The organism is Enterocloster clostridioformis (genome assembly GCF_020297485.1).
Classification (GTDB): domain Bacteria; phylum Bacillota; class Clostridia; order Lachnospirales; family Lachnospiraceae; genus Enterocloster; species Enterocloster clostridioformis.
On the sequence record NZ_JAIWZC010000001.1, the window covers coordinates 86,331 to 109,662 of the forward strand.

Below are 23,332 nucleotides of genomic sequence, written 5' to 3' on the forward strand. Positions count from 1 at the left end.
TGACTGTGCTGCATATATTGTATAAATTCAGGTTGAGGAATGAAATGCATGAAAATATATGTAGTGAAACAGGGAGACAGTGTTGACTCCATCGCAGATTCACAGGGGATTCCCGTAGAGACCCTTGTTTGGGCAAATCAGATAGAATACCCATACCGCCTGGCCGTTGGCCAGGCTCTTTATATTTCTGACGGGGAGACTGGGGAGGGACGAAGGCCACTGTTTTCCAGCGGTTATGCATACCCCTTCATTGACAGTGGGGTATTGGAGGAAACCCTGCCTTATCTGAGCGCCATCAATGTATTTTCCTATGGTTTTACAGAGAACGGAAATCTGGTTCTTCCCATGGAGGATGACACATGGATGATAGAAAAGGCGCTGCAATGGGGCGTCCGCCCGGTACTTACTCTGACGCCCCTGGGAGAGGACGGGCGCTTTAACAATAATCTGGTATCAGCCCTGGTGAGAAGCCAGGAAAACCAGCAGCGTCTTATCTGGGAGCTGGGACGTACGATGCAGGAAAAGGGATACGAGGGCCTGGACATTGACTTTGAGTATGTGCTGGCAGAAGACCGGGTGGAGTATGCTGATTTTGTGCGCCGGGCTACCCGGGTCCTTAACATCTTCGGCTATACGGTTACGGTGGCCCTTGCGCCTAAGACTTCGGCTCAGCAGAGGGGGCTTCTCTATGAGGGTATTGATTACCGGCTGCTGGGGGAGGCAGCTAACCATGTCATGCTGATGACCTACGAGTGGGGATACAGTCAGGGGCCTCCCATGGCTGTGGCCCCCATCAATATGGTGAGAAAGGTAGTGGAATATGCAGTGAGCGAGATTCCGCCTGAGAAAATCATTCTGGGAATCCCTAACTACGGCTATGACTGGCCCCTTCCTTTTGAACGGGGAGTAACCAGAGCCAGGTCCCTGGGAACCCTGGAGGCGGTGAAGCTGGCAGTTGACTTTGGAGTGGATATCCGGTTTGATGAAACTGCCATGTCGCCCTATTTCCGGTACTGGCAGTACGGTATCCAGCACGAGGTATGGTATGAGGATGCAAGGAGCATCAGGGCAAAGTTTGACCTTATTAAGGAGTTCAATCTGTATGGGGCCGGTTATTGGCAGCTCATGCGGTTTTTCAGGGCCAACTGGCTGCTGATGGATGATATGTTTTACATTGAGCGGGATTGGCCTCTTATGGAGTATGAAGATATGTCATAAAAGCTGTTTCTGTGGTATAATCCTTCTGTAGCAGGCCATTAAGTGAAATATGTCCCGGATTATGGGACTTCAGGAGGTAAGACATATGGAGACAGATACAGGCAGAGTCATTGAATTGGTAAAATCGGTCAGGCTCCTTTTCATGGACCATGAGAGGGCATCCGGGATAACGGTAAAAGGGACGGCGGCTCTGTCCGGTCCGTCGGACATCCTGTCGTCCAACGGCAGGATTGGAATTTTGCTGGAGGATGAGCTGCTCCCTTTGTGATACAGTGTGAAAGGAACTTAAAGGATGAAAAGAATGGACAGAGACACGGGGGGAAAGAGGAGAGGCAGGAAGAAAGGCGGGAAGATCGTAAGGCTGGCTGCCGTGGTGTGGCTGCTGTGCGTGTTAAGCGGCGTAAACGCTGCGCGCGGGGAACCGGGAGTGACAGGACTCACTGCCTTTACAGCCCTGGCCGATGCGCGCGGCTCTAATGCGGATACATCTGCCGGGACAGGGGAAACACTGGTGAACATTGCCGATGAAGACCAGCTGAAGCAATGGTACGACCAACGTTTAACGGGAGGAGACAGCATAGGAGTCCTGCCAAAGAACATGGTAATTACCAAACCTGTTACCCTGGGGCTTCCTGACGGCCGGACGAATATCAGCCCTGTTGAAATCAGGATACCTGAGGGACCCATAAAAATCCTGGCGCCTAAAAACCTGGCCCAGGCAGGCGTTGTCATTGACAATCCGAATCTGTTTATAACGGGAACTAAAAGCATGATATCGGTTGAGGGGGAAGGATGCCTGACACTGAAACGGGGACAGATACAGAGGGACGCGTCAGATGAACCGGCCATCATCCTGAGAAATCAGGGAACGCTGGTATGGGAGGAAGGAAAGGACTTCAAGGGGCTTAAGAAAACCGACATCCGTGACGAGCGCATAGATCCCCCGGAGCCGGTTCCGCCCGGTGAGAGCCAGACAGGGCCGGAATATGGCGGCACACAGCCCCAGCTGACAGAGGCGGTCCTTTTGAATATTGGAGCTGACGGCAGCGGCTCTGCCAGACTGGAATTTAAGAACCTGCCTTCTGATATCAATGCCCTCTACATACTGCGCAGTGAAAGCGGACATTCCTGGAAAAAGGAAAAGAACAAGGTGACGGCCGCGTCCTCACAAAGCGGACAGGAGACAGTGGAGTACGAAAATTTCCTGAAGGAGACAGGAAACACGCTGAATACAAGTATTGTAGCGGACGGTTATCTCATATACAGATTCCAGTCAGGGGAAAGCTCCTTTTATGTGAAGGCCGGCATCGAGTGGCCCGGAGGAAGCTATGAGACGGACAAAGTAAAGATTGCCATACCGGAGACCGTTGGCCAGGGCCTCACCTTTTCATACGGCGGAGGAAGCTACAGCTATGGAGGAGAATACGCAGGCGGCTACGGCAGCGGTTTCGGCGGGTATGGAGGAGGCAGTACATCAGGGGGAGATTCCTCCACCCAGCCAGGCACGCAGGAGGAGTCTGACGCGCCGGAGGGACCGGTGAGAGGCCGGGGAGGCCGCAGGAGGGATTCCTATACCCCGTATTCCGTCCCCGGCTATAAGGATGGAGGAACAGCCGCCGGACGGACCACAGAGGAAATGATTCAAGAGGCCACGCCTTCGGAGGCCCGCGGCCCGGGCGAAAAGGATGGGGACAGTGATTCGCAAATCCAGCCAGCCGCCGGATGGGAGGATACAGATACAGCCGGTCAGACGGGGGAAGAGGATGAAATCATGGATACGGAGCCGGACCCGTCACAGGGGGAAGTGCGGGAAGGGGAAGATTCTGGTATATCGGGATTAAAATGGTATGCAGGCGCTGTCCTCTGCGCTGTGATGATTGGCTGCGGAGTTGTCTGTTTCCGCCGGAGAAAGCGAAAATAAATGCGCGGCGTCAAGGTGCGGCGATAAAAAATGATTTGCCAAGGAAAGAAGGCTGTAGTATAATCTACAAAAACCAAAAACCCACACTATTACGTTACAAAGGAGAATAAAAGTATGGCAATCAGAGTTGGAATTTTAGGCTATGGAAACCTTGGAAAGGGTGTGGAGTGTGCCGTTAAGCACAATCCCGACATGGAGCTGAAAGCAGTGTTCACCAGGAGGAACCCGGACAGCCTCAGCATATTGACAGAGGGGGCAAAGGTTTTTCGGGCAGAGGAAGCCTTGTCCATGAAGGACGAGATTGACGTGATGATACTCTGCGGGGGAAGCGCCACGGACCTTCCCGCGCAGACCCCGGAAATGGCAGCACATTTCAATGTGATAGACAGCTTTGACACCCACGCCAATATCCCCCGGCATTTTGAGGCAGTGGACAAGGCGGCAAAGGAAAGCGGCCATGTGGGAATCATATCCGTTGGCTGGGATCCGGGCATGTTCTCCCTAAACAGGCTCTATGCCAATGCCATCCTGCCGGGCGGCAGTGACTATACCTTCTGGGGCAAGGGCGTGAGCCAGGGCCATTCCGATGCAATCCGCAGAATCAAAGGCGTGAAGGACGCAAGGCAGTATACCATTCCGGTGGAGGCCGCCCTTACGGCTGTGAGAAGTGGAAAAGCGCCAGAGCTTACCACCAGGGATAAACACACCAGGGAGTGTTTTGTGGTGGCGGAGGAGGGCGCTGATTTAAAGGCCATCGAGGAAGCAATCGTCACCATGCCTAACTATTTTGCCGATTATGACACCACGGTGCATTTCATCAGCCAGGAAGAACTGATGCGTGACCATGCCGGGATTCCCCATGGCGGTTTTGTCATCCGCACCGGCAGCACCGGATGGAATGATGAGAACGGCCATGTGATTGAATACAGCCTGAAGCTGGACTCCAACCCGGAATTTACGGCATCTGTCATCGTGGCCTATGCCAGGGCCGCATACCGCCTGAGCAGGGAAGGACAGTCCGGGTGCAGGACCGTATTCGACATTGCGCCGGCTTATCTGAGCCCGGCGGATGGGGCAGAGCTTAGGAAACATCTGCTTTAGAGCGTATTTGAAAAATACATACTGAGTATTCAGATAATGGAAAACAGCCACATGGGCAGGCTTGCAGGGGCACGGATATGCTCCCTTCTGCGCATAGGGCTGTTTTTTTGCCGGTTTATTACGGCTTGATTTGTGTGAATGCAGAATAGTTACCGCACCAAACAGAACCATTCCTCATATCCTATCAGTAACAGACTTTCATATTAGCCTGTAGAAAGACACTCTTTGCGCTGCATATCTAATCTACAGTACAAACTGAGCAGGCCGGAGGCGGGAAAAAGCCTTGGGAGCCGGGCCGCGAACAGCGGCAGCAGACCGTAACGTCTGTGGGACAGTGGTTTACTTACATTGGCCCACAGACGTTTTTTCTGTTTTGGGGCAGGATGAAAGATTGGGTGATTGCCATAGATAGGGGAGGTAAAGGCAGATGGGAGAAGGAAATGAAAAGAATATATTGGAAAAAGCGATAAGACGTCACGGTACGGGTCTGGCCATGCAGGTGTCCTGTGTCAGCATCGTCATCAACGTAGTGCTCTCCGCCTTTAAGGTGGGTGCGGGCATCCTGTCCCATTCAGGTGCCATGATATCGGACGGGATCCATTCAGCCTCGGATGTGTTCAGCACACTGATTGTTATGGCGGGAATCACCATGGCTTCCAGGAAGTCAGACAGGGAACATCCCTATGGCCATGAGCGGATGGAATGCGTGGCGGCCCTTTTGCTGTCAGCCGTATTATTTGCCACAGGTATCGCCATCGGGGTGAGCGCTGTGGAAACCATTGGTTCCGGGCCGGAAAAGGGCGGGGTGATTCCCGGAACGCTGGCTTTGGGGGCCGCGGTTATATCCATAGTGGTAAAAGAATGGATGTTCTGGTATACCAGGGCTGCTGCCAGAAAATTAAAATCAGGGGCTCTGATGGCGGACGCATGGCACCACCGCAGCGATGCACTGTCCTCAGTGGGCGCTTTAATCGGTATCCTGGGAGCCAGAATGGGAATGCCGGTCATGGACCCGCTGGCCAGCTTCATCATCTGCATCTTCATAGTCAAAGCAGCTCTGGATGTGTTCAGGGATTCCATGGATAAGATGGTGGATAAGGCGTGTGACGATGAGACGGTCAGGTCCATAGAACAGGCGGTGCTGGACACCCGGGGCGTGGAACGGGTGGGTTCCATGAAAACCAGACTTTTCGGTTCCAGGATTTATGTGGACCTGGAGATTGAAGCAGATAAAAGCCTTATGCTGGAGCAGGCTTTTGGAATCGCCAAGGAGGTCCACGATACCATAGAAGAAAGATTTCCCCAGGTTAAACACTGTTCGGTGCAGGTAAGTCCCGAAGGCAGCACGGGCCTGGAGGGAAAGGAAAATTAGTTTGACGGAAAAGCGATTGCTGGCTATACTTAATATCAGATAACAGCGTCCGGAATACGGGAAGAACCAGGCCGGGCTGTGTACCGGGCGCAGTAATAGAGGGAGTGACATAAGATGGCATCATATATAAGAAAAACAATCTGTCCCTACGACTGTCCCACGTCCTGCGGACTTTTGGCAGAAACAGACGGAATCAGGATTCTGGGCGTAAAAGGCGATCCGGACCATCCGGCGGCAAAGGGGCTGATATGCAGGAAGATGCGGCACTATGAGAAGTCTGTCCATTCACCTGAGCGCATCCTTATACCTATGAAACGGGTGGGCGCCAAGGGAGAGGGAAGGTTTGTACCCATGACCTGGGATGATGCGGTAAAGGAGATTGCCGGCAGGTGGAGCCGTATTCTGGAGGAAGACGGCGCAGATGCCATCCTGCCCATGTATTATTCAGGGGTCATGAGTGTCCTGCAGCGCAAATGCGGGGATGCCTTTTTTAACCGGATGGGGGCTTGTGACATGGTCAGAACACTCTGTTCTTCAGCAAAGGGAGCGGGCTATGAGGCGGTCATGGGCCAGACCGGCTGTCTGGATCCAAGGGAGCTTAAGGACAGCAGTTTCTACCTGGTGTGGGGAAGCAATATGAAGGCCACCAGGCTTCAGTCCATGCCGGCGCTGATTCAGGCACGCAGACAGGGAAAACGGGTGGTGCTCATAGAATCCTGCGCAGCAGATATGGATGTCTACTGCGATCAGACCATTCTCATTCGTCCGGGCACAGACGGAGCCCTGGCATTGGCAATGATGCATGTGATGGAGGAAGAAAACCTGGCGGACAGGGATTTCCTGGCTCATCGGACAAATGGGTATGAGGCGTTCAGGAAAACCCTTGCCCCATATACCTCTGCCTGGGCGGAAGAGGAGACGGGCATCCCCGCAGAGGTGATTGCTGGCCTGGCAAGGGAATACGCCTCGGCTCCGGCTCCGGCCATCATTTTGGGAAGCGGTCCCTCCCGTTATGGCAACGGGGGAATGACCACACGGCTTATCACCATTTTGTCCGCTTATACAGGCGCGTGGGGGCGTCCGGGCGGCGGTTTGTGCGGCTGTAATCCGGGGGCGGGTCCTTATGTGGACGACCGGCTGGTCACCAGGCCGGATTTCAGGAAGAAACCGGGGCGCAGGGTGAATATCAATGAGATTGCCTCCGCCCTTACAGGAAGCAGGGGAGAGAAGCCCATACGCAGCTTTTACGTCTACGGAGGCAATCCGGTGGCCTCTGTCTGCTGCCAGAAGGGAATCCTGGAGGGCCTTTTGCGCCCTGATTTGTTCACGGTGGTCCACGAGCGGTTCATGACAGATACGGCCATGTACGCGGACATTCTTCTGCCCGCCACATTTTCCGTGGAGCAGACCGATGTGTACACGGCATACGGATACTGTACCTTTGGGACAGCCAGAAAAATCGTCGAGCCGGCAGGGCAGAGTAAGAGCAATTGGAACACCTTCCGCCTGCTGGCCCGGGCCATGGGATACGGGGAGGAATACTTTAAAAGGACAGAGGAAGAAATGGTTGAGGAGCTGCTGGCCCATCCCATGGAGGGATTAACCCGTATCTCAGAGAAGGAATGGCGCATATTAAGGGAAGGGGGAGTCATATCCACGGCCTTTGCAGACCACGGAAGCTTCAGGACGCCTTCCGGTAAAATGATGATTTATAATGAAAACCTGGAAGAGGCCATGCCCAGATATATGAAAAGCCATGGGGGAGCATACCCTCTGCGGCTGGTGGCAGTGCCCAGCGCGTATACGCTGAATTCGGTCTTTATGGACAGGGAGGACTTAAGCTCAGGCAGAGGCCCCATGACGCTGATGCTCCATCCAAGAGACGCGGCGGCGAGAAAAATCGCGGACGGCAGTCACGTTACAGCCTTCAATGAGCTGGCAAAGGTGGAGTTTACCGCGAAAATCACGCCTGTGGTGGCGGAAGGAACGGTTGCGGCCGGGGGCGTTTACAACAGGACCTTTACAAAAGACGGGCTTCTGGTCAACGCCCTCCACCATGAACGGCTGTCCGATATAGGAGCAGCCACCACCCTTAACGACAATACGGTGGATGTGCGGCCATGTTAAGGGAGACAAGACAGCAGGAAGAGAGACAGGATATGAAATCAATAGTACTTGGAATTCTGGCCCATGTGGATGCCGGGAAAACTACATTATCGGAAGCGCTTTTGTATCTGGCGGGAACCATACGTAAGATGGGAAGGGTGGACAACAGGGACGCATTCCTGGATACCTATGCCCTTGAGAGGGCCAGGGGCATCACCATTTTCTCAAAGCAGGCGGCCCTGACATGGGAGGGAATGCCCATGACGCTGTTAGACACGCCGGGCCATGTGGATTTTTCCGCGGAAATGGAGAGAACGCTTCAGGTACTGGATTATGCGGTTCTGGTTATAAGCGGCGCGGACGGAGTACAGAGCCATACCATAACCCTGTGGCGTCTGCTGGCAAAATACAGGATACCAGTATTCCTCTTTGTCAATAAAATGGACCAGCCCGGCACGGACCGGGAGCAGCGGATGAGGGAGCTGCAGAAGCGTCTGGACGACGGATGTGTGGATTTTGCCGGTGCGGGGACAGAAGAATTCATGGAACACGCAGCCATGTGCGACGAGAAGCTTTTGGAGCGGTATCTGGAGACCGGGGATGTGGAGGATGATGAGATCCGCCGCCTGATTAAGGAACGCAGGCTTTTTCCATGTTTCTTTGGCTCTGCCCTTAAACTCACCGGGGTGGAGGAGCTGTTGGATGGAATCCGCAGATGGGCCCTGATGCCGGAATATCCGCAGGAGTTCGAGGCGAAGGTGTACAAGATTTCCAGGGACGACCAGGGAAACCGTCTGACCCACTTAAAGATTACAGGCGGAAGACTTAAGGTAAAGGGAACCGTATCCGGCGGGAATACCGAAAAGCCATCCGAGGCATGGCAGGAAAAAGTAAACCAGATCCGTGTATATTCCGGGGACCGGTATGAGGCTGTGCCTGAGGCGGAGGCAGGAACCATCTGCGCTGTTTCCGGCCTTACCAGGACCTATCCGGGACAGGGACTGGGAGCCGGGGAGGATTCCATGCTCCCGGTGCTGGAGCCTGTGCTCAATTATCAGGTAAAACTGCCGGAGGGCTGCGACGGGGCTGTGATGCTGCCCAAGTTCCGCCAGCTGGAGGAGGAGGATCCACTGCTGCGGGTGGTATGGAATGAGGAGCTGAAAGAGATATCCATGCAGCTTATGGGAGAAGTGCAGATTGAGGTGCTGAAGAGCCTGATTGAAGAACGTTTCGGAGTTCGGGCAGAATTTGGCACAGGGAACATCGTGTATAAGGAGACAATCGCGGGCGCCGTGGAGGGGGTGGGGCATTTTGAACCCCTGCGCCACTATGCGGAGGTCCATCTGCTTATGGAACCGGGAGAACGCGGAAGCGGACTCCAGTTTGAGGCAAGATGCAGCGAGGATGACCTGGACAGGAACTGGCAGCGCCTGGTGCTGACCCACCTGGAAGAGAAGGTGCACCGGGGGGTTCTGACCGGAGCAGCCATAACAGATATGAAAATCACCCTTGTGGCGGGCAGGGCCCATAACAAGCATACAGAGGGAGGGGATTTCAGGCAGGCCACCTACCGGGCCCTGCGCCAGGGGCTTATGGAGGCGGCCTGTATCCTCTTGGAACCGTGGTATACCTTCCGTCTGGAAGTGCCTGAGGCGTCCATCGGGCGCGCCATGACCGATATTGAGAAGCGGTGCGGGACCTGTGTCATCGAGGAAAACAGGCAGGGACAGGCCGTTCTCACGGGACAGGCGCCGGTTGCCTCCATGCGTGGGTATCAGTCAGAGGTCATGTCGTACACCAGGGGACAGGGGAGGCTGGCATGTACGCTCAAAGGATACGAGCCCTGCCATAACAGCCGGGAAATCATTGAGCAGACCGGCTATGATCCGGAGAGAGATACGGAAAATCCCACAGGCTCCGTGTTCTGCGCCCACGGGGCCGGATTCGTGGTGAGCTGGGACCGGGTGAAGGAGTATATGCATGTGGACAGCGGTCTTGTAATAGAATCCCCGGATGGGGAGGAAATGGATGAAAAAGGGGATTTGGCTTTTTGCAGGAATCCGGGAAAATCCTCTGCCGGACAGGAAGAACACGTGGAAGCATGGCTGGGCACGGATGAGATTGACGCCATACTGGAGCGCACCTTTTATTCCAACAGCCGGGATAAGTCACCGCGCAAAGGATATCCCGGCAGGAGCAGAGAAAGCAGGAACGCCGTAACCTATAGCGGCCCGGTGACCCGAACCTACCAGAAACAGGAGGCCAGACAGGAATATCTGCTGGTGGACGGTTACAATATCATCTTTGCCTGGGAGGAGCTGCGGGAGCTGGCCCGGGATAACATGGACGGAGCCAGAGGACGGCTCATGGATCTGCTCTGCAACTATCAGGCCATACGCAGGTGCTGTCTCATGGTGGTGTTTGACGCCTACCGCGTGGCGGGACATGTCACAGAGGTTTCCGAATACCACAATATCCGGGTGGTCTACACAAAGGAAGCAGAGACAGCGGACCAGTATATAGAGAAGTTTGCCCATGAAAATGCCCGCAGATTCGATGTGTCCGTGGCAACCTCAGACGGAGTGGAACAAGTCATCATACTGGGTCAGGGATGCCGCCTGATATCGGCCAGGGAGCTTAAGGAGGAGCTGGACCGGGTAAACGGCATGCTGAGGGAAGAATATCTGGAACAGCCCCCTCTTAAGCGGAACCGTCTGTATGACATACTTCCGGAGGAGGTAATCCGGCAGATGAGAGAGGCGGCCGGGGAGGATAATCAGGATCCGCCGGCAGAAGCGCCTTCATCGGCCGGAAAACAGGAATCGCGATAAAATAAGCAAAAAATGTATGGAATTCCACAAACCGGTACATACTACCAGCGTATAGCAAGCTGCATATGTGTCTGGAAAGCAGACACGAAATGCTCATGACAAGGAGGTAGCATGCAATGGGTAATAAGGCATTGGATTATACCGCTCTGACAATCGCCCTGATTGGGGCTGTGAACTGGGGGCTGGTAGGATTCTTTAATTTCAACCTGGTTTCATGGATTTTCGGAACAGCCTCCTGGGTGACCAGGATCATCTATGCGCTGGTAGGGTTGTGTGGTCTGTATCTGATTACATTTTACTCACATTCAGGCAGAGAGGCATAAAAAGAACAAGGCAGGACCAGGGAGTCCTGTCTTTTTCTTTGGGATGTTCCTTATTAAACCAGAATAGACAGCAGGCTGTTTCTCGTGTTATACTTAAGATGTGGCGTGTTCGGAGTGTGGCGGCATCTGTGTCTGCCATGGAAAGACCGCACGGGGAGGAAATTCATTATGAATCGCAGACCATACGTATACATATTGGCGGCTGTCGTGGCCGCTGTTTTGGGGCTTGGCGGATGCATGGCCGGAGATGGAAAAAAGGAAGATGAGGGAAAACCTGCGGTGGTAGTGCTCTGGCATGCCCATAACGCAGTGGCCAAGAGCGCGTTTGATGACCTGGTGATGGAATTTAACGAGACTGTGGGCATGGAACAGGGAATCATAGTGGAACCGGTGGGATATGGCTCCGGCAATGAACTGGATGATGTGCTGTACGCGTCCGCCAGCCATGTCATCGGCTCAGATCCGCTGCCGGATATATTTGCATCCTATCCGGACAGCGCCCACAGGCTGGACGGGATAGTGCCCCTGGTCCATCTGGATGACTATTTCTCGGAAGAAGAACTGGACGCTTACCGGCCTGAATTCCTGAAGGAGGGAATCTGGGAGGGGGACGGCATCTGCCGGATGATTCCGGTGGCAAAATCCACGGAGATTCTCTATCTCAATGAAACGGATTGGGAACGGTTTGCCGGGGACACAGGAGCGGACAAAGAGATGCTTAAAACCTGGGAGGGCCTGGCACAGGCAGCGGGCATGTATTATGAATGGTCCGGGGGCAGTCCGTTCCTGGGGATGAACGCATTCAATGACTTTGCCTCTCTGACAGCCGCCCACTATATCGGTTCCTCGGCAGGCGCGGGTTTCTTTCCGCAGGTGGTAATTGAGGATGAAAAACAGTCCCATCCCATCGCCTGCGGCAGCTATGCCTATCCTGTTTTTCAGGGCGGTACGTCTTATATGGGACAGAGAGGGGCCAACATGGCGGTGTTTTCCACGGATGAGAGTCACCAGCAGGCCGCGGTCCGGTTCCTTAAATGGTTCACTGAGCCGGAGCAGAATATACGCTTTGCAATGGCTACAGGATATCTGCCAGTGCAGGAGAAGACGCTGGAATCCGTATCAGACCCGGTGGCCCATGTGGAAAGCCGGGACAATGTCCAGGCAGTGGAGAAGAGCATCCGGACCTCATTTGATGCCCTGGAAAACCATAATGTATATGTCCGCGAAACCTTTCAGGGGTCTTATGACATGGACCAGATATTTTCCGTATCGCTGGAGAACTGTATGAACGCGGATTTGGAAACCCTGAAGCAGCGGATGGAAAAAGGTGAGAGCAGGGAGTCGGTGGAAAGGGAGCTGCTGGACGAGGAGCATCTTAACCGTTGGTATGAAACACTCCTAAAGGAAATGGCTGGTAAGACAGATGGACAGAAAATTCAGAAGTAAATCCATAGCATTTAAGCTGAGCATAGCATTTGTGGTATTATTGGTACTGCAGAGTGTTCTTCTGGTGTCCTTCATGGTGGCAGGGGGAGTCATGGAACAGGCAGAGGCCAACCAGTACCGTATATTTGCGGAAAAGGTAAAGGGCCGCAGGAATAATCTGGAGAACCAGATGAAGAATGTCTGGACTAATTTCAGCCATCATACAGATACCATAAGCCGGTATTTTGACAGTCCGGACGGGCTGGAATACCGGGGACAGCCGGACCGCCTGCTGGAGGCGCTGGCACCCGAGGTCCTGGATGCCCTGTACGACACAAAGACCACAGGCGTGTTCCTGATACTGCCGGACGAAGGGGAGACGGACGGCTCTCTGACCGCCCTGTATTTCAGGAATAACAATCCGGACCGCAACAGCAGCCAGAATGAATAACATGTAAAACAGCGGCCCATCCCATCCGCTGTGTGGTGGAGGATGTGACCGATGAAATCCTTGAGACCAAGGCGCTGAAGGTGGAGCGTGACAGGGACGGACTCACGGGTGTTGGAAACCGGCTGGCTTATGAACACATGCTGCGGCACAAGAACAGCCATACGGAGGAGATACCGGGCAGCGGTTTCCTCATGTGCGACCTCAATGACTTAAAGGGGGTCAATGACCGCTTCGGCCATGACAGGGGGGACGAATACATCCGCAGGTCCGCGGACATTATACGGGAAGCATTTCCGGGGGCGCCCCTGTTCCGCATTGGCGGGGATGAGTTTGTGGTACAGTTAGACGGTTTGGGGCAGGATCAGGTATTCCGTGGAATCCTGGCCATGGAAAGGGCCGTGAAGGCATACAGCGACGGGAATGTATTTCCGGCTGGCATTGCAGCAGGCTATGCCTTCTTTGACCCGGGTAAGGATGTGAGCCTGGAGAGCACGCTGGCCAGAGCGGATACTTAGAGCGTGTTTCGGACGCGTTTCATAGTAAATTGGAATATTGGCAACCGGAATCATAGCGGCAAAATTCGCTGACACGGTAAATGGAATGAAGGGGGAGGAATATGTTCTGGACTTTCCCTTTGAGGTAAACGGCTTTGAGTATCAGATACAGGAGGTGAACCGGTGCGTCCGGCTGGGCATGTCCTCCAGAGATGTACTTAAAGATGTACATAAAAAAGAAGATACTCTGGACATCCTGAGGCTCATGGACGATATACGGGCCTCCTGGGGACTTGTATTTGATTGTGAAAAATAATGGATTTCGGAATTTTTTTTCGGCCACAAGCCACAAAACAGAGAAAATACTTTGTTTTGTAAGGCTGTGTGGCCGTTTTATTAAATGAAAATGATGGAAAAATTAAAAAAATTAATGCAATTCATACCATTTTCGCAAAAAATGTGGAAATTTTTTCTGAAGGATGCTATAATTACGGGGATAAGATACAAGCCGTCCTGTTTAGGCAGGGTTGGCTTGTATCTCACGTAAGAGCCAAAATATTTGGTTTTTATGTGGTCAATACGAAAGGAGCGATAGATACATGAAAGATGAAAATGGTTTCAAACCATTTATACCGGCTGACAAGGTGGTTCCGGAAGTCACTGCGGTTTCCGTGATCCTGGGTATCCTTCTGGCCGTCCTTTTTGGCGCTGCCAATGCTTATCTGGGCCTTCGCGTGGGTATGACCGTGTCCGCGTCCATACCTGCGGCAGTTATCTCCATGGGCGTTATCCGGGTCATCCTCAGAAGGGATTCCATTCTGGAGAACAACATGGTGCAGACCATTGGTTCTGCCGGTGAATCTGTGGCAGCAGGAGCTATCTTTACCCTGCCGGCTCTGTTTATGTGGATGAGAGACTGGGGAGAGGGCGCGCCTTCCCTGGTTGAGATTGCGCTGATTGCGCTGTGCGGAGGCGTGTTGGGTGTGCTGTTTATGATTCCGCTGCGCCAGGCGCTGATTGTCAAGGAGCATGGGGTTCTTCCTTATCCGGAGGGACAGGCATGTGCCGAGGTACTGATTGCAGGAGAGCAGGGCGGTTCCAAAGCGGGCGTTGTATTTGCGGGTATGGGAATTGCCGCTTTGTACAAGTTTGTGGCTGACGGCCTGAAGCTGTTCCCCGGCGATGTGGATTATGATATCCGCAAATACGGCGGCGGCGTGGGAATTTCCGTACTCCCCGCCCTTGCGGGAGTAGGTTACATCTGCGGTCCAAAGATTTCCTCCTACATGTTTTCGGGAGGCATTATATCATGGCTGATTCTGATGCCGATTATTAAGCTGTTCGGAGGCGGGCTCACAACGCCCTTTGCACCGGCAGATGTGCTGATCAGCGAGATGAGCAGCCAGGCTATGTGGGGCTCTTATATCCGTTACATCGGCGCCGGAGCTGTGGCAGCGGCAGGTATCATAAGCCTGATCAAGTCCCTTCCCATGATTGTAAATACCTTCAGGGATGCTATGCGGGACTTGAAGGGCGGACGTCAGGTTTCCACCCTGCGTACGGACAGGGATATCCCTATGAATGTGGTACTCATAGGCGTCCTCATTGCCGTGGTAATCATATGGCTGGTGCCGGCTGTTCCTGTAAGCTTTGTGGGCGCTCTGCTGATTGCCGTGTTCGGTTTCCTGTTTGCGGCCGTGTCCTCACGTCTGGTGGGATTGGTTGGTTCCTCCAATAACCCGGTATCCGGTATGGCCATTGCCACTCTGCTGGTATCAGCGCTGGTGCTTAAAGCTGTGTCCGGAGCCACCCATGAGAGCATGATGGGCGTTATCTCCATCGGCGGTGTCATCTGCGTCATTGCGGCCATTGCCGGGGATACCTCCCAGGATTTAAAGACAGGTTATCTGGTAGGTTCCACACCAAGGAACCAGCAGATGGGCGAGTTGATTGGCGTGGTTTCTTCCGCCATTGCCATCGGAGGCGTACTGTACCTTCTGAACCAGGCATGGGGCTATGGCTCGGCAGAGCTTCCTGCTCCCCAGGCCATGATTATGAAGACCGTGGTAGAGGGCGTTATGGACGGCAACCTTCCATGGAACATGATTCTGGCAGGCGCGGCCATTGCCGTTGTTATCGAAATCCTTGGGATTCCGGTAATGCCGGTCGCGGTAGGTTTATATCTGCCTCTGAGGACCACGGCAGCCATCATGGTGGGAGGACTTATTCGCCACTGGTATGAAAAGCGTAAATACGCAAAGGAAGAGGATAAGAAAGAGGCTATTGACCGGGGCGTGCTCTATACATCAGGTATGATTGCGGGAGAAGGTCTGGTGGGAATCATGCTGGCCGTATTTGCCATCATCCCTCTTTCAAGCGCAAGAGGCGGGTATCTGGGCGATTTCATCAACCTGTCTGCCCTGGATAACGGATTGGGCGCTTTCCTTGTGAGCCCGGCAGCAAAGATTGTATCACTCATTGTCTTTGCTCTGCTGATGCTTACCATGTGCAAATTTACCATCTGGCATAAAGAGAACAGGAAATAAGCATACTGGTATAACATGGTGTGAGTTCCGCGTGCATGGGGTGTCAGGTATTCCGGCGCCCTGTGTATGCTTATGATATGACGGAGATGGAAGGAAGGATTACATTGGGCTTCAATAAGAAAAAGGACCATAATTATCTGGAAAAGGTACCGGTCAGAAACCCCGAGTTCTCGTGGAAAGAGGACGGACAGGGAATAGTGACCGTGGACATGGTGCACAAGGGAATCTTTGATAAGCTGGCCCAGAAGCTGTGGGTCACGCCCAAAGTGAGCCATGTGAAGCTGGACCGGTTCGGAAGCTTTGTCTGGAAGCAGATGGACGGAAACAGGAATATCATTGACATCGGAGTGCTGGTCAGGGAAGAATTCGCAGACCAGGCCGAGCCGCTGTATGAACGGCTGGCTGAATTTGTGAAGATGTTAAGGGATAATCGGTTTGTGACATTTGGAAAATAGAAAATGTGAGATGTGGATGCCCGGGTGACCGGGCGCTTTTTGTTTTGGGACGGCGGTTGAAAGATATCCCTGGACTGCCTTTCTGTACCTGAACCGTAAATATACCGGGACATGCCGGACCCGGCCCGTAATAATAAATTTTCCAACAGAAGTAAAAAATGTCTTTGCCAACCGGGGGTCTATCAGTTATGATAGAAAAAGAATGCTGATTGGGAGGTATTTATGAAACATCTGGAACATTTTCATGAACTGAAATCCCTGACCAGGAAGCAGAAGTTTTTTCTTCTGTCCCTGCTTCCTGTTTATTTTATGGTCATTGGGCTGTTTTTGCAGCCAATCCAGGAAATAGGTCCGGGAATCGTGCGTCTGATAAAAGAGCCCGATTTTCTGATTACGGATTATTTCGTTGTGGGCGGTGTGGGGGCGGCCCTTATTAACGCCGGTGCACTGACGCTTATGAGCATTGGTATCATCTACTTTATGGGTATGGATATGGACGGCCACACCATCACATCCAGCTGCCTGATGTTCGGCTTCTCACTGTTTGGCAAAAATCTGCTTAACATCTGGGCCATTTTGGCCGGAGTGTACCTGTACGCCAGGTACCACAAGACGTCCATGCGCAGGTACATCTACATCGGCCTGTACGGAACCAGTCTTTCGCCAATCATCACCCAGATGATGCAGGTGGGCAACCTGCCGTTGGTGATGCGGCTGGCCATAGCTCTGGCCGTGGGGCTGGTTATAGGCTTTGTTTTGCCGCCCCTTTCCACCCATGTGCATTTTGCACACAAAGGATACTCTTTGTACAATGTGGGGTTTGCCGCGGGCATCATAGCCACAGTCATTGTGTCAGTGCTAAAATCCTTTGGAGTGGAGATAGAATCCAGGCTCATCTGGTCCACGGGAAACAATGAGGTTTTTGGTATCGTGCTGTCTGTACTGTTTGGCGGAATGATCGTCTTTGGGGTTGCGGTGCGGGGCAGAAGTATCTGGGAATCGTACAAAAGAATCATCAAATCCTATGGAATCGGCGGAACGGATTATCTGAGAGATGAAGGCGGCGCCAGCACCGTGTTCAATATGGGAGTCAATGGACTGTTCGCCACCTATTTCGTGCTGGCAGTGGGAGGTGAGCTGAACGGACCCACCATCTGCGGTATCTTTACCGTTGTGGGCTTTGGGGCCACGGGAAAACATCTGAGGAACATAGCTCCGGTGATGATGGGGGTATATCTGGCCAGCTTCACCAAGACATGGAACATTTATCAGCCCTCTCCCATGCTGGCCCTTTTATTCTCCACCACCCTTGCGCCGGTGGCCGGGGAGTTTGGCGTGGTGGCCGGAATCGTGGCAGGTTACCTGCATTCCTCCGTTGCCCTCAATGTGGGAATCGTGTATGGAGGCATGAACCTGTATAATAACGGTTATGCAGGCGGAATTGTTGCAATATTCATGGTTCCGGTCATCCAGTCTGTCATGGACAGGCGGGCAAGGGCAAGAGGCGGATTGTCGCTGTAGGAGTTCTGGGAAATGAAAGGATCTTGCTTACAGGAACAGTTCCAGCAGGAATACCATGGCACATGCGGCCAGGGACACCTGGAACAGGCTCTTGCCCTTCCAGGCCAGGATAACAGCCACTGCCAGGGCTGCTGCGCCGGACCACACAGAGGCAGTGGCGTGGAGGATGGCAGGAAAGGTCATGACGGACAGGGTGACGTAGGGGACGTAATAGAGAAAGGACTTTATATATACGTTCCTTATCTCCTTCTTAATCAAGGTCAGCGGAAGGAGACGAATCAGGTAGGTTACGCCTGCCATCACAAGGATATATAGGTACACATTATGATTCATGTTCATTATCCTCCTTTACAGGAAACAGAATGGCTGCCGCGCCGGCAATCAGGATGGTTAACAGGATAATTTTAAAGCCGGATGAGAGACCTGCCAGGAACGGCACATGAGCAAACACAAGGCTTAAAGCCATGGAGGCCAGGATGACGCCGGTGTGAATCCTGCTTGTCTTGGCCGGCGGAATCACCACAGCCAGGAACATTCCGTACAGCGCCACGTTCAGGGCGCTTAAGAGGCGCGCCGGAAGCAGTTCCCCGGAAACGGCTCCCAGCAGGGTGCCAAGGGTCCAGCCGGGTACGGCAACGCAGATAAGCCCATAGCTGTAAAAGGGACTCAGACAGCCAGGACGGCATACGGACACGCCAAATATCTCATCCGTAACCCCATAGGACATGAAGAAACGGTGGAAGAAGGGCATATCTGCGCTCAGCTTCTGGGACAGGGAGCAGGACATGAGACAGTAGCGCAGGTTGATGATGAGCTGGGCCATTGCCATTTCCATAAAGGGGGCTCCGGCCTGTATGATTCCCAGGGCTGCAAATTGCCCCGCACTTGTCAGGTTGGTAAAGGACATGACAACGGACTGGAGAGTGGTTAGGCCGGCTCCCCTTGCCATGATTCCAAAGGTAAAGGAAACGGCCAGGTATCCCAGCCCGATGGGTACGCCATCTTTTAGTCCGCAATGAAATTGATGTGAATTGTATTTCATGATAACCTCTCAGAATATGAATTGGGATAAGACACCCCTACCAATTATAGCAGGAAAATCCAGGTTGTAAATGCGCATTTTATCAAATCCAGGGGAAACTCCCAGAAACCCTCCGGGGTCTGTCTTGTCTGCTGCCGGAGCCGTTGCAATTAAATCCAACCGTCCGCCTTATCGCCGCCCCACAGCCACGGAGATTCTGAAGCTGATGGAGCGAAAGGGCCTATGGCTGCCACGGGGCGGCACCGTCTTAGCCAGACTCATTGTGGGAAGCAGCATGACCACAGGCGAGCTGACAAGCATGATTATCTACGCGGTCCAGATATTGTCCGGCCTGATGATGCTCTCCATGATGTTTGGCATGGTCATCATGGCCCGTTCCTCGGCAGAGCGTATCGTGGAGGTGCTGGATGAACAGAGCAGCCTGTCAGACCCGGACGACCCGGTACAGGAGGTGGCGGGCGGAAGCATTGACTTTGAACATGTGTCCTTCATCTGCATAGGGGATAAGGAGAAGCTGGCCCTTAAGGATGTGGATATCCATATTAAATCAGGAGAAACCATAGGTCTCCTGGGAGGGACGGGATGTGAAGGAGTATGGGCTTAAGGCCCTGAGAGATCAGGTGACAGTGGTTCTGCAGAAAAATATCCTGTTTAGCGGCACCATCCGTGATAACCTGCGGTGGGGCAATAAAAATGCCGCGGGCAGGGAGATCTGCGATGCCGCGGAGCTGGCCAATGCCGGCCAGTTCATAGAGATGCTTCCGGAAGGATATGATACCATGCTTACGGGAGACCACGAGAGCCTGATAAAGGAGAGGGGAATGTATTACCAGCTGTATACAGGCGGATTGGAGCTGGAGTAGGTGAGAAGGTCTGAACAGGAGAGGCGGGACGGCGGCCGGGCCGGGGCGGTGACAAGGCCTGCTCTGTCAAACTGCTTTCCATGTATTGACTTTCCACGGAGAATACAGGTATAATTTTCTGTATTGGATTCTGCTCAACGGGAATCCGGAAAAAGGAGGAAATCTATGAAGAAAAAATTAAGCCTGTTACTGTGTGCAGCCCTGGCTGCCACCACCCTGGCCGGCTGCGGAGGAACACAGAGCGGTCCTGCCGGGTCAGATGCCGGCACAGAGGTTTCGGCAGATGCGGCTGCCGGGTCAAAAGAAGGAGAGAAAATCCTTACCTATGCGGTGATGGAGGAACCGGAAACACTGGACCCCACCCTGAATAACTACAGCACATCGTCCACCTTCCTGCAGAATATGTTCTGCGGTCTGTTCCAGCTGGAGGCAGACGGAAGCCTGAGCAATGCCATGTGTGACACATATGAGGTAAGCGAAGACGGACTGACCTACACCTTTACATTGAAAGACGGACTTAAATGGTCCGATGGAAGCGATTTGACGGCAGGAGATTTTGAATATTCCTGGAAACGCGTCCTGAATCCAGATACGGCTTCCCCGGCCGCATGGGAACTGCACTATCTGAAGGGCGGGGAAGAGTACAACACACAGGGCGGTTCTGTCCAGGATGTAGGGGTAAAGGCTCTGGACGATAAAACCCTGGAGGTAACCCTGAAAGCACCTACGCCATATTTTCTTTATCTGACTGCATCCAGCAACTTTTTCCCTGTTAAGCAGGATGTGGTGGAGGGACAGGAGCCATGGACCAAATCCGCGGATACCTATGTGTGCAACGGTGCATTTACCCTTGAGAAGATAAATCCCCAGAGCAGCTATGTACTGAAGAAAAATGCCAATTACTATGCCGCGGACTCCGTTAAACTGGACGGAGTGGAAATCGTAATCATCCAGTCTCCGGAGTCAGCCCTGTCTGCATATAATGCAGGTGAAATTGACGCAATGGGCGATAACCTGGTAACTTCCCAGGCCATTGACCAGTATGAGAACACGGAAGAACTGAAGGGATATGACAAAATTGGAACCCGGTATTATGATTTCAACTGTTCCAGGGAGTATCTGTCCAATCCGGATGTGAGAAGAGCCCTGGCCATGGCTATCGACCGCAGGACAATCTGCGAGTCCATTGTTCCGTCTAAGCCTGAGCCAGCCTACGGATTCGTGCCTTATGGGATACCATATGAAGGCTCCTCTGACGACTTCCGCACCGTGTCAGGCGACTTGATTAAAGAGGATGTGGAGGCTGCAAAGAAACTTCTTGCAGACGCGGGATATCCCAATGGAGAGGGACTGCCAGTTCTGACCTTCATCGTTACCAACACAAAAGAGAACAAAGAAATTGCCCAGGTAATCCAGTCTATGTGGAAGGATAACCTTGGAGTACAGGCAGATATTGTTACCTTTGAGTCCAAGGTGTACTGGGATGAGCAGAAGGCCGGAAACTTTGACGTCTGCTTTGACGGATGGACCGGTGACTACCTGGATCCGGACACCAATCTGAACTGCTTTACCCAGGCCCGCGCCTACAACCAGAACCGCTGGAGCGGAGACAATGCCATGAAGTATGACAGCATGATAGAAGAATGCCGCAACCTGGCGGATAACAGTAAGCGTATGGAGATATTTAAGGAGGCGGAGTCCATCCTGATGGATGAGATGCCCATTATACCTCTATATTATCTGAATGCCGTTATCCTGGCAAAGCCTGATGTGACTGGTCTGGTGAAAAACGCCAATGGCCATACCCTGTTCAGAAATGCGGATAAACTTTGAAGGCATTAAAGCCCTTATAAAAGATGACCTGGAAGAGGCGGGGGCCTATTTTGATATGTATAACAATATAAGATAGGGAGCAGAACCGGCCAAAAGGCCGGTTCGCTGCTTCTCTATACTGTGTTACCATAGGAATAGAACAATCACTTTTCTGTATGAGGCAGCCTCCCTCTGAGAAAACGTTTTTTTAATTCTGAAAGGCTGAATGGAATCAGCGGATAAATATAGCTTTTGCCGGCAATGGTTCTGTTGAATATGATAGCGCAGGCCGACAGGATGATTCCGATGACAAATCCCCATATATTCAGGATGGCTGTCAGTATTAGAATGATGATGCGCATGAATTTCATGGCATATCCCAATTCGAAGCTGGCCTGGGAGTAATTGGCAATGGTAACAAAGGCCATGTAGAGCATGGTCTCACTGTTGAACCACCCGGATTTTACCGCGTATTCCCCCAGAACAATACCGGCAATCACACTGAGGGGGGTGGTCAGCATATTGGGAGTATTGACAGCCGCCAGCCGCAGGCCGTCAATGGCAAATTCCAGTATAAGAAGCTGCCAGATTAAAGGCACATTAAGCGGGTCTGACAGCTGGATAAAGGCCAGCCAGTCCGGTATGAGCTCCGTATTCTGCATAAACAGAAGCCATGTAGGGGTTAAAAGCAGGGACAGCAGGGATATGGTCATCCTGGACAGACGGAGGTACGTGCCTGTAATAGGAGGAAAGTAGTAATCATCTGCCTCCTCTATGATATCAAAGACAGAGGAGGGAAGTATCATGGCAGAAGGGGAATTGTCTACCAGGATAATGATATTTCCTTCTAAAATAGAGGCGGCAGCGGTATCGGGCCGTTCTGAAAACTTGAATTTGGGGAATGGATTAAACCATTTATGGGGAAAGATACACTCTGCCAGGCTTTCCTGATTCATGGTCAGCGCATCTACCTTCAGATTCTGAATCCGTTTCTTGATTTTATCCAGAAGCTGCTTATCCACCCGGTTTTCCATATAACATATGGCAATGTCGGTGTGGGAGCTCTCTCCGGCGGATGTGATTTCCATGGTAAGCCTGGGGTCCCTGATTCTCCGGCGAATCAGGGCAGTATTAAAAATCAGGGTCTCCACAAAGCCATCCCTGGATCCACGCATGACTTTATCCTTTTCCGGTTCGCTGACGCCGCGGGCTGGATAGGTGCGGCAGTCAATCGTAATACATTTATCATAACCGTCAATAAAGAGGCAGGACACACCGGACAACAGCTGGACGGTCATATCCTGGTCATTGGAAAGCAGTCCAATCTCGCCGTAAGGAACATACTGTTTGGAGAAGCCGTGGGCGTCCTTTGGCATATCCTCCGGCTTGATGGTGGAGAATACCTGCAGAATTTTTAACAGGGATTCATCCTTTGTAAAACCATCTATGAAATAAAGACATGCTTCCCGGCCGCCGATGTGGACTACGCGGTATACCACGTCAAAATTTGTCTGTACATTCAGCTTCTTGTGAAGGTAAGTAATGTTGTCCTTTAAATTTTGGGAAAATTCCATGGTTTCTTCCTTTCTGTGTGACTTCAGATAAAAATTATGGCTTAAGTTAGTATGTACCGATGAAAGATAAATATACAGGAGACATTTGTCTTTGAACTGTGGAAAAATGGAAGAATTTTATATAAAAACTTGTTTATAGGGGAAAGAAATTCACTAATATGCACAAAGATGATTGACAAATCATGGAAGCGGTGGTATAGTGTCCATGTAAGAAGCACAAAGGAGTGCCTTACAGGTTTTTGTTTGGTATGGGGATGCCAGATAAACTAATAGTGTG

General features: G+C 52.4%; 19 protein-coding genes, 1 pseudogene and 1 riboswitch. Of the genes and pseudogenes, 17 read left to right on the top strand and 3 right to left on the bottom strand.

What is annotated here, in order from left to right:
• The first annotated feature begins 48 nt into the window (after positions 1-48).
• The 14 genes and pseudogenes from LA360_RS00410 to LA360_RS00475 all read left to right on the top strand — a co-directional run bounded on the left by LA360_RS00410 (position 49) and on the right by LA360_RS00475 (position 17,764).
• Positions 49-1,218: a glycosyl hydrolase family 18 protein gene (locus tag LA360_RS00410; RefSeq protein ID WP_022201627.1), complete on the top strand. Its 1,170-nt coding sequence runs from the start codon at positions 49-51 to the stop codon at positions 1,216-1,218.
• Between the two features lie 85 nt (positions 1,219-1,303).
• Entirely contained in the window at positions 1,304-1,486 is a 183-nt protein-coding gene (locus tag LA360_RS00415) for a hypothetical protein (RefSeq protein WP_022201626.1), read from the top strand.
• A gap of 33 nt (positions 1,487-1,519) precedes the next feature.
• Complete coding sequence (locus LA360_RS00420) at positions 1,520-3,139, top strand: hypothetical protein (RefSeq protein WP_022201625.1); 1,620 nt, start codon at positions 1,520-1,522, stop codon at positions 3,137-3,139.
• Between the two features lie 114 nt (positions 3,140-3,253).
• A complete protein-coding gene (locus LA360_RS00425) occupies positions 3,254-4,240 on the top strand; it encodes a diaminopimelate dehydrogenase (protein WP_022201624.1) in 987 nt (328 codons plus the stop codon).
• Positions 4,241-4,485: 245 nt separating this feature from the next.
• Positions 4,486-4,577: riboswitch (NiCo riboswitch) on the top strand.
• Between the two features lie 90 nt (positions 4,578-4,667).
• The gene (locus LA360_RS00430; protein WP_022201623.1) at positions 4,668-5,612 is read left to right on the top strand and encodes a cation diffusion facilitator family transporter; all 945 of its coding nucleotides are present in this window, start codon (positions 4,668-4,670) and stop codon (positions 5,610-5,612) included.
• 114 nt (positions 5,613-5,726) lie between these two features.
• Positions 5,727-7,739 carry a molybdopterin-containing oxidoreductase family protein gene (locus LA360_RS00435; protein WP_022201622.1) on the top strand — a complete coding sequence of 671 codons (2,013 nt, stop codon included), beginning with the start codon at positions 5,727-5,729 and terminating at the stop codon, positions 7,737-7,739.
• Positions 7,733-10,549: a translation factor GTPase family protein gene (locus tag LA360_RS00440; protein ID WP_022201621.1), complete on the top strand. Its 2,817-nt coding sequence runs from the start codon at positions 7,733-7,735 to the stop codon at positions 10,547-10,549. Before LA360_RS00435 ends, LA360_RS00440 begins: the two co-directional genes overlap by 7 nt.
• A gap of 116 nt (positions 10,550-10,665) precedes the next feature.
• Positions 10,666-10,872, top strand: coding sequence for a DUF378 domain-containing protein (locus LA360_RS00445; protein WP_002564818.1), 207 nt, complete (start codon positions 10,666-10,668; stop codon positions 10,870-10,872).
• Between the two features lie 168 nt (positions 10,873-11,040).
• Complete coding sequence (locus tag LA360_RS00450) at positions 11,041-12,318, top strand: extracellular solute-binding protein (protein WP_022201620.1); 1,278 nt, start codon at positions 11,041-11,043, stop codon at positions 12,316-12,318.
• Positions 12,296-13,263 (top strand): annotated as a pseudogene (locus LA360_RS30995) (GGDEF domain-containing protein). The gene LA360_RS00450 and the pseudogene LA360_RS30995 overlap by 23 nt, the downstream one beginning before the upstream one ends.
• A gap of 37 nt (positions 13,264-13,300) precedes the next feature.
• The gene (locus tag LA360_RS00460) at positions 13,301-13,558 is read left to right on the top strand and encodes a hypothetical protein (RefSeq protein ID WP_057571552.1); all 258 of its coding nucleotides are present in this window, start codon (positions 13,301-13,303) and stop codon (positions 13,556-13,558) included.
• Between the two features lie 283 nt (positions 13,559-13,841).
• Positions 13,842-15,788, top strand: coding sequence for an OPT family oligopeptide transporter (locus LA360_RS00465; RefSeq protein WP_022201617.1), 1,947 nt, complete (start codon positions 13,842-13,844; stop codon positions 15,786-15,788).
• Positions 15,789-15,823: 35 nt separating this feature from the next.
• A complete protein-coding gene (locus tag LA360_RS00470) occupies positions 15,824-16,243 on the top strand; it encodes a PqqD family protein (protein ID WP_022201616.1) in 420 nt (139 codons plus the stop codon).
• Positions 16,244-16,465: 222 nt separating this feature from the next.
• The gene (locus tag LA360_RS00475) at positions 16,466-17,764 is read left to right on the top strand and encodes a DUF1576 domain-containing protein (protein ID WP_022201615.1); all 1,299 of its coding nucleotides are present in this window, start codon (positions 16,466-16,468) and stop codon (positions 17,762-17,764) included.
• 27 nt (positions 17,765-17,791) lie between these two features.
• Here LA360_RS00475 and LA360_RS00480 read toward each other — a convergent pair whose 3' ends face one another.
• Positions 17,792-18,097, bottom strand: a complete 306-nt coding sequence (locus LA360_RS00480; RefSeq protein WP_022201614.1) for an AzlD domain-containing protein — start codon at positions 18,095-18,097, stop codon at positions 17,792-17,794.
• On the bottom strand, positions 18,087-18,806 hold the full coding sequence (locus LA360_RS00485) for an AzlC family ABC transporter permease (RefSeq protein WP_022201613.1): 720 nt from the start codon (positions 18,804-18,806) through the stop codon (positions 18,087-18,089). Before LA360_RS00485 ends, LA360_RS00480 begins: the two co-directional genes overlap by 11 nt.
• 70 nt (positions 18,807-18,876) lie before the next feature.
• Between LA360_RS00485 and LA360_RS00490 the strand changes: the two genes are divergently transcribed.
• The 3 genes from LA360_RS00490 to LA360_RS00500 all read left to right on the top strand — a co-directional run bounded on the left by LA360_RS00490 (position 18,877) and on the right by LA360_RS00500 (position 21,502).
• On the top strand, positions 18,877-19,410 hold the full coding sequence (locus LA360_RS00490; RefSeq protein WP_022201612.1) for an ABC transporter ATP-binding protein: 534 nt from the start codon (positions 18,877-18,879) through the stop codon (positions 19,408-19,410).
• Entirely contained in the window at positions 19,391-19,669 is a 279-nt protein-coding gene (locus LA360_RS00495) for a hypothetical protein (protein WP_022201611.1), read from the top strand. Before LA360_RS00490 ends, LA360_RS00495 begins: the two co-directional genes overlap by 20 nt.
• A gap of 165 nt (positions 19,670-19,834) precedes the next feature.
• Positions 19,835-21,502: a peptide ABC transporter substrate-binding protein gene (locus LA360_RS00500; protein ID WP_112481610.1), complete on the top strand. Its 1,668-nt coding sequence runs from the start codon at positions 19,835-19,837 to the stop codon at positions 21,500-21,502.
• A 143-nt stretch (positions 21,503-21,645) separates the two neighbouring features.
• Here the strand turns inward: LA360_RS00500 and LA360_RS00505 are convergent, their stop codons facing one another.
• Complete coding sequence (locus tag LA360_RS00505) at positions 21,646-23,055, bottom strand: spore germination protein (RefSeq protein ID WP_022201609.1); 1,410 nt, start codon at positions 23,053-23,055, stop codon at positions 21,646-21,648.
• Positions 23,056-23,332 lie beyond the last annotated feature (277 nt).